Consider the following 12,995-nt stretch of genomic DNA (forward strand, 5'->3'; position numbering starts at 1 on the left):
TGACTTTTGGCACGCTGTTGAGTTCTCAAGGAACGGACGCTTCCTTTGTACTCACCCTCTCGGGCTTTCCTCCGGGCGCTTCCCTTCGGTCTTGCGTTTCCAACCTTACCAGATCCGTTTTCCGTTCCGTTTCCGGTTCGGTTTTCATTTCCGGTGGCCGTTGGAGGGCCTTTGCCTTTCGGCTGATCCGACTTTATCAGAGGTTTTCGGCCGGTCTGACCGGCGGTCATTTCTGATTCATCAGAGGGGGCTTCTCCGAGAAATGTTATTTCGGTGAAGCGAGCTAGATGCTAGCGGTTGCTGCCGACCCTGTCGAGTTCGGGGCAACTGTTCGAATCTACCTCCCCAGTCCGGCCGTGTCAACGGTCTTTCCGGGGCGAAGAGGAGACTAGCAGCTCACGGGCGCCGCTTGCACATCTGGGGCCTCAGGCCGCGGTCGGCACGGACGCGCTGCGCTCCGTCGCGCCCAGGTCACCCGTCTCGCCGTCGCGTACGGCACGTCCGCCGAGTACATACACGTACGCTAGGAACGCGAGTTCCGCGAGGACGCCGATGGTGATGCGGGCCCACGTGGGGAGGCCGGACGGGGTGACGAAGCCTTCGATGGCTCCGGAGACGAACAGGACGAGGGCCAGGCCTATCGCCATGCCGATCGCCGCCCGGCCCTCTTCCGCCAGTGCGCTCCGGCGCGTGCGCGGGCCCGGGTCGATGACTGTCCAGCCGAGCCGCAGTCCCGTACCGGCGGCCACGAAGACCGCGGTCAGTTCGAGCAGGCCGTGCGGAAGGATCAGGCCGAGGAAGGTGTCGAGGCGGCCGGCGGAGGACATCAGGCCGATGCCGACGCCCACGTTGAGCATGTTCTGGAACAGGATCCACAGAACGGGCAGGCCGAGGAAGACGCCGAGGACCAGGCACATGGCGGCTGCCTGCGCGTTGTTCGTCCACACCTGTGCGGCGAACGACGCGGCCGGATGACTGGAGTAGTACGTCTCGTACTGGCCGCCGGGGCGCGTCATCTCGCGCAGTTCCGAGGGGGCCGCGATCGACGCCTGCACCTCGGGGTGCGTGCCTATCCACCAGCCGATGAGCGCGGCTATGACCGTCGATATGAGCGCGGTGGGGACCCACCAGTGGCGTGCCCTGTAGACGGCCGCGGGGAAGCCGCGCGTCAGGAAGTGCGTGACGTCCCGCCAAGAGGCGCGACGCGTTCCTGTCACCGCACTACGCGCGCGTGCCACGAGTTGCGTGAGCCGGCCGACCACGCGCGGGTCCGGGGCGCTGGAGCGGATCTGCGAGAGATGGGTGGCCGTGCGCTGGTACAGGGTCACCAGTTCGTCGGCCTCGGCGCCGGTCAGTCGGCGGCGGCGGCGCAGCAGAGCGTCCAGGCGGTCCCACTCTGCCCGGTGGGCGGACACGAAGACATCGAGGTCCATCGGGTCTGCTGCTCCTCGCTTTTCCGGCACCTGTGCGGCGCGATGTGCCCTCAGCTTGGCAGACTGGCCGTTCCTGGGGCAGGTCGTGAAGGGTGGGTGGCCGGTGTGAGTGATCTGGTGACGGGCGAGGCCGTGGCGTTGGAGCTGCGGCCCGCGAAGCTGCCGAGCCGTGCGCTGGCCGTGCTGATCGACCTGGCGGTGGCGTTCGCGCTGTACATCGGTGTGACGGTGGCGATCGTGGCCGCCACCTCGTCGCTGGACGACGCTGCCGCGGCCTCGCTGAGCGTGGCGACGTTCCTGCTGGTGCTGGTCGGGGTGCCGATCGCCGTGGAGACGCTGAGTCACGGACGCTCGCTCGGGAAGCTGGCGTGCGGGCTGCGCGTCGTACGCGACGACGGCGGGCCGATCCGGTTCCGGCACGCGCTGGTGCGCGGCGCGGTCGGCGTCGTGGAGATCCTCATGACGTTCGGCGTCGTCGCCTGCATCGCGTCGCTGGTGTCGGCGCGCGGGCGGCGCGTCGGGGACGTCTTCGCGGGGACCCTCGTCGTACGGGAGAGAGTGCCGGCCGGGAAGTCGTCCGCCGTGCCGCCTCCGCCTCCCTGGCTGGTCGGGCGGTTCTCGGAACTGGACCTCTCGGCGGTGCCGGAGGGGCTGTGGCTCGCGGTGCGCCAGTACCTGACGCGGATGGGGCAGTTGGACCCGCAGGTCGGCTGGGGCGTCGCGGTGCGGCTCGCGCAGGACGTCGCCGCGCACACCGGGGCACCGCTGCCGGCCGATGTGCCGCCCGCCGTGTTCCTCTCGGCGATCGTGCAGGAACGCCAGTCCCGGGAACTCCAGCGGAACTTCGGCGCGGGCGGGCCGTCGGCGCCGGCGCCGGGCGGGGCCGGTGGGGCGTACGGGGGCTACGGGGCTGGGGCGTACGGGAGTGGTCCCTACGCCGGGTCCCCCTACCCGGGGCCCTCCCCCTACCAGGCGCCCTCCCCCTACCAGGCACCTTCGCCCTACCCGGCGCCCTCTGCCGCCGCGCCCTCGCACGGGCCGTGCGGCGCCCCGGGGGCTCCGGCGGGGTCACCCGCGACTCCGGCAGCTCCCGCGGCTCCCGCGCCGCCGCAGGAGCCGCCGGCCTCCACCGGGTTCGCGCCGCCCGCCTGAGCCTGCGCTTCGGCGCGACGCTGCGGGCGGCGGCAGCGGGGGGTCAGCGGAATGTGGAGGGCGGGGTCTCCAGGTCCTCCAGCTCGATGCCGGGGGCCGCGAGAACCACGTCTCCGCTGATGTGGACGGCGTGCTGCTCCCCCGTGTCCAGGGCTGTGACCTGGTACGCGTCCACGATCAGGGGTCCGTTGTCAGTGGCGTGTGCTTCGCTGTTCAGCAACGACCAGGACTGGTCCAGGGTGCGTGGCGCCAGCACGGGATCGGTCAGGGCGAGAAGGCGGACACGGGTCGAGGGGGAAGCGGGGGTGAGGCCGAGCAGACGCACGGTGGCGACGAGGAACGCGGGAGACGTGCCCGTGAACGCGTGCGCGGGAGCGTTTCCTTCGGTGGCGTGGGCGCCGGTCGGATCGGTGCGCACCCAGGTGACGCCGTCCAGGGCGGCACCTCTGACCTGCCAGCCGGCCGCGTGCAGTTCGAGGCGGATGGGGCGGCCGAGCTCGTCGAGGGCGAGATCGATCGAGCCGGCGTGATCGCCGGAGGGGGTGGTCCGTTGGGCGACATAGCGCCAGCCGGAGGGGCCCGGCGCGCAGTGGAAGTGTTCCTCACCGAGGGGGGTGTGATCGTGCGGATCGTGGAGCGAATAGCGGCCGCGGGGCATGGGGTTCGTGGGGTCCTCTGTCTGGCCTGAGGACGGCCGCCGCCGGGCGCGGGCACGTGACCGCGTGCGGTGCGGGCGGGCGTCGAAGGACGAGTCCACCGTAGCCAGCGGTGGGCCGGACACGGGACAGGCCCCCGGCACGGGGGTGCGGGGGCCTGTCCGGTGAACGGGGACGCTGCGGGCCGGCGGGTCGGGCCGCCGGCCGCGTGCGCCGGTGCTCAGTAGCGGTAGTGGTCCGGCTTGTACGGGCCCTCGACCGGGACACCGATGTACGACGCCTGCTCCGGACGCAGGGTCGTCAGCTTCACACCCAGCGAGTCCAGGTGGAGGCGGGCGACCTTCTCGTCCAGGTGCTTGGGCAGCGTGTAGACGCCGATCGGGTACTCGGCCTGCTTGGTGAACAGCTCGATCTGGGCCAGCGTCTGGTCCGCGAACGAGTTGGACATCACGAAGGACGGGTGGCCGGTCGCGTTGCCCAGGTTCAGCAGGCGGCCCTCCGACAGCACGATGATGACCTTGCCGTCGGGGAACGTCCAGGTGTGGACCTGCGGCTTGACCTCGTCCTTGACGATGCCGGGGATCTTCGCCAGGCCGGCCATGTCGATCTCGTTGTCGAAGTGGCCGATGTTCCCGACGATGGCCTGGTGCTTCATCTTGGCCATGTCCGCGGCCATGATGATGTCCTTGTTGCCCGTGGTCGTGACGAAGATGTCCGCCTTGTCCACGACCTCGTCGAGCGTGGTGACCTGGTAGCCGTCCATCGCTGCCTGGAGCGCGCAGATCGGGTCGACCTCGGTGACGATGACGCGGGCGCCCTGGCCGCGCAGGGACTCGGCGCAGCCCTTGCCCACGTCGCCGTAGCCGCAGACGACCGCGGTCTTGCCGCCGATGAGGACGTCGGTGGCGCGGTTGATGCCGTCGATCAACGAGTGCCGGCAGCCGTACTTGTTGTCGAACTTCGACTTCGTCACCGCGTCGTTCACGTTGATCGCGGGGAAGAGAAGGGAGCCGTCACGCTGCATCTCGTACAGGCGGTGGACACCCGTCGTCGTCTCCTCGGTGACGCCGCGGATCTCGGAGGCGAGCTTCGTCCACTTCTGGGAGCCCTCGGAGATCGTGTCGTTGAGGAGCTGCAGGATGACGCGGTGCTCGTCGGACTCGGCGGTGTCGACCGAGGGGACCTTGCCGTCCTTCTCGTACTCGACGCCCTTGTGGACGAGGAGGGTGGCGTCGCCGCCGTCGTCGAGGATCATGTTCGGGCCGCCGGTGGGCGAGTTCGGCCAGGTCAGGGCCTGCTCCGTGCACCACCAGTACTCCTCCAGCGTCTCGCCCTTCCAGGCGAAGACGGGGACGCCCTGGGGGTTGTCCGGCGTGCCGTTCGGGCCGACGGCGATGGCGGCGGCCGCGTGGTCCTGGGTGGAGAAGATGTTGCAGGACGCCCAGCGGACCTCGGCGCCCAGGGCGACCAGGGTCTCGATGAGGACGGCCGTCTGGACCGTCATGTGGAGGGAGCCGGTGACGCGGGCGCCGGCGAGCGGCTGGGCCTCGGCGTACTCCTTGCGGATCGCCATCAGGCCGGGCATCTCGTGCTCGGCGAGGGTGATCTCCTTGCGGCCGAACTCGGCGAGCGAGAGATCGGCGACCTTGAAGTCCTGGCCCTGTCGGTTGGCGACAGAAGTCATAAGTGAGCTGCTCCTCGGTGCAGTTTGCGGTCGGTCGAGGTGGGCTGGCGCGCGCCTACCCGCTCTGGGGTGCGCGCATGGCTGACCTGCGGTGTCCGTGGACACAGGAGTCCCCGGGCACACGCGGCGCAGTCCGTCGGAGGCCCTCTCTCCCTCGGACGACCCGGCGTGCGGGGCGCCCGACCGCCATCAGCAGCGACGTCTGGCTCGTGACGAATCTACACCGATCGGCTCAGCCGGACCCACCCCGTCCCCGTGCCGGGCGGGTGCGGGGGTGGGGGCAAAGGGGAGAGTTGGGGGTCTCATCGCCACCGGCAACCAGACGGTGATGGGCATGTGCGCGGCGGCGATCCCGGTGATGCCGCTGGGGCAGGGGCTCGCCACGCTGATCCGTAAGCGGCTGTACGGGGAGCAGGAGCGGGAGACCGGGCTCGCGGCGCTGTTCATGGGGTGCTTCGGGATCTCGGAGGGCGCGATCCCGTTCGCGGCGGCGCGGCCCGCGCAGGTGATCCCGGCGAACATGCTGGGCGGCGCGGTCGCCGGTGCCGTGGCGGGCATGGCCGGCGTGAAGGACGCGGTGCCGCACGGCGGGCCGATCGTGGCGTTGCTGGGGGCGGTCGGGGGCGTACCGATGTTCTTCGTGGCGGTGGCGATCGGCACGGTGGTGACGGCGTTGACGACGGTCACCCTCGTCGACCTCGCCGAGCGCAAGCGGCGCGGGGTGGGGCCGGGGGCGGCGACGCCGGGGGCGCCGGTGCCTGCCTTGGCGGGTGTCGGTGGCGCCGGGGCGGCGGCGGGCAGCGCCGGGACGTCCGAGGCGGGCGGGGTGTCCGAGGCGGGCGGGGCGTCGGAGTCGGGCCGGGTGTCGGAGGCGGGCGGGGTCTCGGCTCGCTCCGGGGGCGTGTTGTCCGGGTACCTGACCGGGGACACCGTCGAGGTCGCCCTCGCCTCGCGGGAGAAGGAGGCGGCTATCCGGGAGCTGGCCGCGCTGCTCGACCGTAGCGGCCGGGTCGTCGATCTGGACGAGCTGGTGCGGACCGCACTGCGGCGGGAGGAGCAGGGGACGACCGGGCTCGGCGAGGAGATCGCCATCCCGCATGCCAAGACGGACGCGGTGACGGCTCCGGTCGTGGCGTTCGCCCGGTCCGCCGAGGGGGTCGAATGGGGCTCGCTCGACGGGACGAAGGCGAAGCTCATGTTCATGATCGCGGTGCCGGAGGCGGCGGCCGGTGACGAGCATCTGCGGATCCTGGCGCTGCTGTCGCGGAAGCTGATGGACACCGGGTTCCGCGAGCGGCTCGCGGCGGCGCCCGGGACCCCGCAGGTGCTGGAGGTCCTCGCCGAGGTGGAGTGATGGGGGTGGAGTGACGGGGGTGGAGTGACGGAGGTGGAGTGAGCGGGCGGCGCTCGTGTTCGGGGGCGCCGTCACCTCCGGTGGCCTGTACGCGAGTTAGGCGGCGGGCGCCCGCACGCGGGGTGAGCCGGCAGGGCCGTACACGGGTGGGCGGAAGGCGGCCCGCACGCCGGTGAGCGGTAAGCCCGTACGCCGGTGGTCGGAAAGGCCGTACGCGGGTGAACGCAGGTGCTCACAAAGCCCGTACGCAGGTGAACGTGTCGCCTGCGGGCCGGTGGGGGCTGGTCGCGCAGGTCCCCGCGCCCCTTCGGTGCGCACTGCGTGCGCGGAGCCCGTGCACGGGTGAGCCCCCGTCGGGTGCGGCGGGGGCTCGGGGCGGGGAGGGGGTCAGTGGCCCGGGGTCGGGTGGGGGGTCGGGCCGCCGGGGGTGGCTTCGGGGTCGGGGCCCTTGGCGTCTTCGGTCTCGCTGTAGATGTCGGGCTCCAGGTAGATGACGCGCGCGATGGGCACCGCCGTACGGATGCGGGCCTCGGCGGCGTCGATGGCGCGGGCGACCTCGGCGGCGGTGTCGTCGTGCTGGACGGCGATCTTCGCGGCGACGAGGAGTTCCTCGGGGCCCAGGTGCAGGGTGCGCATGTGGATGAGGCCGGTGACGGTGTCGCCGTCGACGACCGCCTCCTCGATCTTCTTGACCTCGTCGACGCCGGCGGCCTCGCCGAGCAGCAGCGACTTCGTCTCGGCGGCGAGGACGAGCGCGATGGCGATCAGCAGCAGGCCGATGCAGAGGGTGCCGATGCCGTCCCAGACGGCGTCGCCGGTGGCGAGGGTGAGGCCGACGCCGAGCAGGGCGAGGACGAGACCGATGAGCGCGCCGAAGTCCTCCAGGAGCACGACGGGCAGCTCGGGCGCCTTGGCGCGCTTGATGAACTGACCCCAGCTCAGCTTGCCGCGCAGCGCGTTCGATTCCTTGATGGCGGTGCGGAAGGAGAAGCCCTCGGCGAGGATCGCGAAGACGAGGACGCCAACCGGCCAGTACCAGTGTTCGAGGTCGTGCGGGTTCTTGATCTTCTCGTAGCCCTCGTAGACGGCGAACATGCCGCCGACGGAGAAGAGGACGATGGAGACGAGGAAGGCGTAGATGTAGCGCTCGCGGCCGTAGCCGAAGGGGTGTTGCGGGGTGGCCTCGCGCTGGGCCTTCTTGCCGCCGACCAGGAGCAGGAACTGGTTGCCGGAGTCGGCGAGCGAGTGGACGGCCTCGGCGAGCATCGACGAGGAGCCGCTGAAGAGGAACGCCACGAACTTCGCCACCGCGATGGCGAGGTTGGCGGCGAGCGCCGCGATGATGGCTTTGGCTCCGCCTGAAGCACTCATGTTGTTCCCGGTGTCCCTTCGTGGCGTGACGACGTCCGTACGTCCCGTGCAGCGGTGGGTCATTGTTGCAGCACGGGACGTACGAGGCGGCGGTCAGGCCACGACGGTCGCCCGGAAAAGCGTGCCGTCCCCAGACACTTCGGCCTTTTCGCCCGCCGGGACGAACGCGGACTCTCCGGGCGCGAGCGTGAGGTCACCGGCCCGGACGGAACCCGCCGTGCAGAGCAGGATCTGCGGGCGGTCGAGGCTCAGGTCGCGGGGGGCGGCGGCCTCTGCGAGCACGAACCGGGAAAGGCGGAACTCGTCGATCGGCGTGTCGTAGACCTCCTCGCCGTCCGTGGCCGCCTCGGGGCGCAGCACGCCCGGGTCGGTGGCCTCGAAGCGGACGATGCGCAGGAGTTCGGGCACGTCGACGTGTTTGGGGGTGAGGCCGCAGCGCAGCACATTGTCCGAGTTGGCCATGATCTCGACGCCGAGCCCGTCGAGGTAGGCGTGCGGGACACCGGCGCCGAGGTAGAGGGCCTCGCCGGGCTGGAGCCGTACGTGGTTGAGGAGCATCGCGGCGATGACACCGGGGTCACCGGGGTAGTGGTGGGCGATGCCCGCGTAGGCCGCGTACTCGCCGCCGAGGCGGTCGGCGGCGGCGTGCGCGTCGGCGACGGTACGGGACATCGCGTCGCCGTCGGCGGTCAGGATCGCCGTCAGGACCTCGCGCAGGGCGGCCTCTTCGGGGCGGGCGCGCAGGGCGTCCGCGTACGGCTTGAGGCTGTCGACGCCGAGCCCTTCGAGCAGGCGGGCCGCGTCGGCGGGGGCGCGGAATCCGCACAGGCCGTCGAACTCGGTGAGCGCGCAGATCAGTTCGGGCTTGTGGTTGGCGTCCTTGTAGTTGCGCTCGGGCGCGTCGAGGGGGACGCCGCGGGCCTCCTCGTCGGCGTAGCCCTGCTCGGCCTGGCGGCGGTCGGGGTGGACCTGGAGGGAGAGGGGGGCGCCGGCGGCGAGCAGCTTGAGCAGGAACGGCAGGCGGGGGCCGAACGCGGCCACGGCCCGCTCCCCCAGCTCCCGCTCAGGGGCGCCGGCGATGACCTGGTCGAGGGGGCCTCGGTCGGTGCGGGAGGGGGCGCCGGGGTGGGCGCCCATCCACATCTCGGCCTGCGGTTCGCCGGTCGGCTCGGTGCCGAGGAGGGCGGGGAGGGCGGTGGTGGAGCCCCAGGCGTAGGGGCGGACGGTGTTGGTGAGGCGGTCCATGGATCTATCTGTCTTCCGGTCTGTCTTGCGCTGAGGGGGGGGCGTGGGGGCGCGCGGTCGTGCGTACGGGGTCCCTGGGCGGGGGCCCGGGGGTCCGGGGCCCGGGTCGGTGTCCCTGGGGGCGGGGCCTAGGGGCGGGGTCTGGGGGCGGGGCCTGGGGGCGGGGCCCAGCTCACGCCATCGCGGCGAGGCCCAGGTAAACGGCGGCGAAATCGGTGACGGCGATCAGTTCCGCGAGCGTCTCCAGGTCGCTGCCCTCCTCGGGCTCCAGCTCGCTGAGGGCGGTGCCGTGGGTGAGGGCGAGTTCGCGGGCGGCGGGCGCGGCGCTCAGGCCGCCGGCGGGGCGGTCGCGGAGCAGGACGACGCGGGCGCGCAGGGCCTGGGACTCGGCGACGCGGTCGCGGAAGAAGTCGTCCGGGTCGGCGCCGGCCGCGAGGTCGCCGGCGAGGAGCGCGCCGTGCGCGGGCATGGCCTCGGGCAGGTCGGCGGCGAGGGCGGGGCGGCCCGCGAGTTCGGCGAGGGCGGCCGCGAACCGGCGGCCCGCGGGGCCCGCGGCGGCGCCCTCGGTCCAGATCAGGGGCAGGGCCTCGGCGAGTTCGGCGGCGAGGGTCTTGGCGGGGTTGCCGTAGGTGGCGGTGGCGGGGCCGCAGCGTTCGGCGGTGCGGTCCAGGCGGTCGGCGACCCTCTCCAGGTCCTCGGGGGGCGCGCTGAGCAGGCCGGTGCGGTCGAGCAGCGCCAGCAGCGGGGTGAGCAGGGCCCACAGGGCGCCGGGGGCGGAGGCCGCGGCCGGTTCGTCCTGCTCGTACGGGGCCGTCGCCATCGGTACGAAGAGGCCGTGCGCGCCCGCCACCGCCTCGGTCAGCGGGGCGCCCTCGGGGCAGACGGCGACGACGCTGACGCCGCGCCTGTACGCCTGTTCGACCAGGAGGGAGAGGCTGGGTTCGGTGCCGTCGGGGGTGGCGATCAGGAGCAGGTCCACGGAGCCAGCCCAGCCCGGCAGTTCCCAGCGCAGGGCGCCGGGGGCGGGGGCGACGCCGGTCGAACGCAGCCGGATCACGGGGCTGGCGGCGCCCGCCAGGCGGCCGATGAACTCCGCGACGCCGATGCCCGCCGTGCCCGGGCCCGCGATGAGGACGGCGCGGGGCCTGCCCTCGGGTTTCAGCTCGGCGATGCCGGCGTCCGCGGCGTGGCGGGCGGCCGTGCGGACGCGGGCGCCGGCTTCCGCCGCGCCCCGGAGCAGGCCGCGGCGGTCCGCCCTGGCCAGCGCGTCCGGATCGTCCAGGAGCGTTTCGTCGAACATGGCGGGCCTTCCTCGCGGGGCGCTGGGCGCTGGGCCTGGACAGGCGGTTCGCTGGGCCTGGGCAGGCGGTTCGCTGGGCGCGGGGCGGTGGGCTTTGCGCGGGCGCTGGGCCTCGGGCGGTGCGCTTGGCGCGGGGCGGTGCGCTTTGTGCTGGGCGCCGGCCTCGGGCGGTGCGCTTGGCGCGGGCCTGGGGTCAGGGGCGGCGGGCCTCGTCCACGAGGAGGACGGGGATGTCGTCGCGGATCGGGTAGGCCAGGCCGCAGTCCTTGCCGGTGCAGATCAGCTCGGTCTCCGCCACTTCGAGGGGGGCGTGGCAGGCCGGGCAGGCGAGGATCTCCAGGAGGCCGGCTTCGAGCGGCATGGGGGTTCCCTTCGGGGTGGCGGTTTGTGTCTTTCCGACCCGGTCAGCGTACCGCCGGGGCCTGGGGGGTGGGGCGGGTGATTGGTGGGCCTGGTTTTTTTGGGGGCGGGGTTTTTTTGGGGGCCGGTTGTGTCGGGGTGAGGGTGCGGACCTCCACGCCACGGGGCTCCGCCCCGAACCCCGCTCCTCAAGCGCCGGAGGGGCTTGAGAGGGGAGCTGGGGGTGGCCCCCGCTCCCTCAGGGGCGCGGGGAACTGCGCGACCAGCCACGACGCGACCGTCAGACGAAGAACCCACCCGACGGGGCTGCCACCTCAGGGGCGCGGGGAACCGCACGCCTCCCCCACCCCCGCCCGCCCCCGGCCAGAGGCACCGTCAGCCCCGGATCAGGGTCAGCGCCTCCTCGCGGACGCGTTCCATCGTGGTGCGGTCGCGGGCCTCGACGTTGAGGCGGAGGAGGGGCTCCGTGTTGGAGGGGCGGACGTTGAACCACCAGTCGGCGGCGGTGACGGTAAGCCCGTCGAGTTCGTCGAGGGTGACGTCCTCGCGGCCGGCGTACGCGGACTTCAGCGCGGTGAGGCTCGCGGACTGGTCGGCGACCGTGGAGTTGATCTCGCCGGAGCCCGCGTAGCGGTCGTAGGAGGCGACGAGGGCGGAGAGCGGGCCGTCCTGCTCGCCGAGGGCCGCGAGGACGTGGAGGGCGGCGAGCATGCCCGTGTCCGCGTTCCAGAAGTCGCGGAAGTAGTAGTGCGCGGAGTGCTCGCCGCCGAAGATCGCGCCGGTGGTGGCCATCTCCTGCTTGATGAAGGAGTGGCCGACCCGGGTGCGTACGGGCGTGCCGCCGTGCTCCTTGACGACCTCGGGCACGGACCAGGACGTGATGAGGTTGTGGATGATCGTGCCCGTGCCGCCGTTCTTCGCCAGCTCGCGGGAGGCGACGAGCGCGGTGACGGCGGACGGCGAGACGGGATCGCCGTGCTCGTCCACGACGAAGCAGCGGTCGGCGTCGCCGTCGAAGGCGAGCCCGATGTCGGCGCCCTCGGCCCGGACGCGGGCCTGGAGGTCCACGAGGTTCGCCGGGTCCAGCGGGTTCGCCTCGTGGTTGGGGAAGGTGCCGTCCAGCTCGAAGTACATCGGGACGAGCGTGAGCGGCAGGTCGGCGAGGACGGTGGGGACGGTGTGCCCGCCCATGCCGTTGCCCGCGTCGACGACGACCTTCAGGGGGCGTACCGAGGTCAGGTCGACGAGGCCGCGCAAGTACCCCGCGTAGTCCTTCAACGTGTCGCGCCGCGTCACCGTTCCCGGGACCTCGGCGGGCTCGGGCGCGCCCGTCCCGCTCCACTCCTCGACGAGCCGGCGGATGTCGGCGAGGCCGGTGTCCTGGCCGACCGGGGCGGCTCCCGCGCGGCACATCTTGATGCCGTTGTACTGGGCCGGGTTGTGCGACGCGGTGAACATGGCGCCGGGCAGGCCGAGCGCGCCGGAGGCGTAGTAGAGCTGGTCCGTGGAGCACAGGCCGATCTCGGTGACGTCCGCGCCGAGGGCGGCGGCGCCGCGCGCGAACGCGGCGGACAGGCCGGGCGATGAGGGCCGCATGTCGTGGCCGACGACGATGGCGTCCGCGCCGGTCACCCGGACGAACGCGGCGCCGAACAGGGCGGCCAGCTCCTCGTCCCACTGGTCGGGGACCACCCCGCGCACGTCGTACGCCTTCACGATCGTCGACAGATCAGCAGCCACGCCGCCCAGCCCTCCTGGAGTCCTACTCGGACCCCACAAACTACCTGGGCAAAGCGTACGAACGGCGTAATGGAGGCCCGGAGGGCAGCATGGTCCGGACGGCACGGTCCGAAGGGCATGGTCCAGAGGAGGGGGTCCAGGGCATCGCCCGCAGGGGACGGCCTAGTTGTCCGGGGAGCGCAGGACGCGGAGGTGGCCGCGGCGGGCGACCTCGCGCGGGTCCGCTCCCCGGCCGCCGCCCGCTTCGGCGGCGCGCTCCTGGGGGCGGGCCGCTTCCCGTACCGCGTTGGCGAGGGCTTCGAGGTCGTCGCCGCTGGGGCGGCTCGGGCCCGTGGCGTCGGAGAGCCGGACCACTTCCCAGCCGCGCGGCGCGGTGAGGCGCTCGGAGTGCTCGGCGCACAGGTCGTAGCAGTGGGGCTCGGCGTAGGTCGCGAGCGGGCCGAGGACCGCGGTCGAGTCGGCGTAGACGTACGTCAGCGTCGCAACGGCGGGGCGGCCGCAGGCGGTGCGCGAACAGCGACGTACAGGGCTCACGACGTTGGACGGTACCGCACTCTTGAGCGGGCCGCGACGACTCTCCCCTAGGTCACCCCACCGTGTCGCGGTGTGAGACGGCGCACACCGGCCTGCGACGGGGCGCCCGTGACCTGGGCGGAAGCGGGGCCGTGCGCCCCTCGGCGCTGTTGAAAGCGGTCACCAC

At 72.6% G+C, this 12,995-nt stretch carries 10 protein-coding genes and 1 pseudogene; 2 read left to right on the top strand and 9 right to left on the bottom strand.

The features are described 5' to 3' along the window. Positions 1 to 425 precede the first annotated feature (425 nt). Positions 426 to 1,433: a stage II sporulation protein M gene (locus ACZ7LY_RS14820; protein WP_471624967.1), complete on the bottom strand. Its 1,008-nt coding sequence runs from the start codon at positions 1,431 to 1,433 to the stop codon at positions 426 to 428. A 105-nt stretch (positions 1,434 to 1,538) separates the two neighbouring features. On the opposite strand from ACZ7LY_RS14820, the gene ACZ7LY_RS14825 reads away from it, so the two are divergent. Next, entirely contained in the window at positions 1,539 to 2,585 is a 1,047-nt protein-coding gene (locus ACZ7LY_RS14825; protein ID WP_471624968.1) for an RDD family protein, read from the top strand. A 43-nt stretch (positions 2,586 to 2,628) separates the two neighbouring features. On the opposite strand, the gene ACZ7LY_RS14830 is transcribed toward ACZ7LY_RS14825, so the two are convergent. Both ACZ7LY_RS14830 and ahcY read right to left on the bottom strand, forming a co-directional pair. Then, positions 2,629 to 3,243, bottom strand: a complete 615-nt coding sequence (locus ACZ7LY_RS14830) for a hypothetical protein (RefSeq protein ID WP_471624969.1) — start codon at positions 3,241 to 3,243, stop codon at positions 2,629 to 2,631. 218 nt (positions 3,244 to 3,461) lie between these two features. After that, the gene (gene ahcY / locus ACZ7LY_RS14835; protein WP_471624970.1) at positions 3,462 to 4,925 is read right to left on the bottom strand and encodes an adenosylhomocysteinase; all 1,464 of its coding nucleotides are present in this window, start codon (positions 4,923 to 4,925) and stop codon (positions 3,462 to 3,464) included. Positions 4,926 to 5,223: 298 nt separating this feature from the next. Here ahcY and ACZ7LY_RS14840 point away from each other — a divergent pair. Then, positions 5,224 to 6,279 (top strand): annotated as a pseudogene (locus tag ACZ7LY_RS14840) (PTS sugar transporter subunit IIA); the annotation flags it as partial. A 387-nt stretch (positions 6,280 to 6,666) separates the two neighbouring features. Here the strand turns inward: ACZ7LY_RS14840 and ACZ7LY_RS14845 are convergent. From ACZ7LY_RS14845 to ACZ7LY_RS14870, 6 genes are all read right to left on the bottom strand, one after another. Then, the gene (locus tag ACZ7LY_RS14845; RefSeq protein ID WP_471624971.1) at positions 6,667 to 7,650 is read right to left on the bottom strand and encodes a cation diffusion facilitator family transporter; all 984 of its coding nucleotides are present in this window, start codon (positions 7,648 to 7,650) and stop codon (positions 6,667 to 6,669) included. Between the two features lie 93 nt (positions 7,651 to 7,743). Next, positions 7,744 to 8,895 (bottom strand): mannose-6-phosphate isomerase, class I, encoded by a 1,152-nt coding sequence (gene manA, locus ACZ7LY_RS14850; RefSeq protein ID WP_471624972.1) that lies wholly within the window; start codon positions 8,893 to 8,895, stop codon positions 7,744 to 7,746. 172 nt (positions 8,896 to 9,067) lie between these two features. Next, the gene (locus ACZ7LY_RS14855; protein ID WP_471624973.1) at positions 9,068 to 10,195 is read right to left on the bottom strand and encodes an SIS domain-containing protein; all 1,128 of its coding nucleotides are present in this window, start codon (positions 10,193 to 10,195) and stop codon (positions 9,068 to 9,070) included. Positions 10,196 to 10,388: 193 nt separating this feature from the next. Continuing rightward, positions 10,389 to 10,556, bottom strand: a complete 168-nt coding sequence (locus ACZ7LY_RS14860; RefSeq protein WP_471624974.1) for a Trm112 family protein — start codon at positions 10,554 to 10,556, stop codon at positions 10,389 to 10,391. A 374-nt stretch (positions 10,557 to 10,930) separates the two neighbouring features. Then, positions 10,931 to 12,295, bottom strand: coding sequence for a phosphomannomutase/phosphoglucomutase (locus ACZ7LY_RS14865; RefSeq protein ID WP_471624975.1), 1,365 nt, complete (start codon positions 12,293 to 12,295; stop codon positions 10,931 to 10,933). 162 nt (positions 12,296 to 12,457) lie between these two features. Then, a complete protein-coding gene (locus ACZ7LY_RS14870; protein ID WP_471624976.1) occupies positions 12,458 to 12,829 on the bottom strand; it encodes a DUF3499 domain-containing protein in 372 nt (123 codons plus the stop codon). Positions 12,830 to 12,995 lie beyond the last annotated feature (166 nt).

It is taken from the genome of Streptomyces sp. NPDC107550 (genome assembly GCF_055639095.1).

What these genes read in the sequence shown, in the direction of transcription:
- ACZ7LY_RS14845 (WP_471624971.1), bottom strand. Translation starts at nt 7,650, where the DNA reads ATGAGTGCTTCAGGCGGAGCCAAAGCCATCATCGCGGCGCTCGCCGCC.
- ACZ7LY_RS14820 (WP_471624967.1), bottom strand. Translation starts at nt 1,433, where the DNA reads ATGGACCTCGATGTCTTCGTGTCCGCCCACCGGGCAGAGTGGGACCGC.
- ACZ7LY_RS14830 (WP_471624969.1), bottom strand. Translation starts at nt 3,243, where the DNA reads ATGCCCCGCGGCCGCTATTCGCTCCACGATCCGCACGATCACACCCCC.
- ahcY (WP_471624970.1), bottom strand. Translation starts at nt 4,925, where the DNA reads ATGACTTCTGTCGCCAACCGACAGGGCCAGGACTTCAAGGTCGCCGAT.
- ACZ7LY_RS14855 (WP_471624973.1), bottom strand. Translation starts at nt 10,195, where the DNA reads ATGTTCGACGAAACGCTCCTGGACGATCCGGACGCGCTGGCCAGGGCG.
- manA (WP_471624972.1), bottom strand. Translation starts at nt 8,895, where the DNA reads ATGGACCGCCTCACCAACACCGTCCGCCCCTACGCCTGGGGCTCCACC.
- ACZ7LY_RS14860 (WP_471624974.1), bottom strand. Translation starts at nt 10,556, where the DNA reads ATGCCGCTCGAAGCCGGCCTCCTGGAGATCCTCGCCTGCCCGGCCTGC.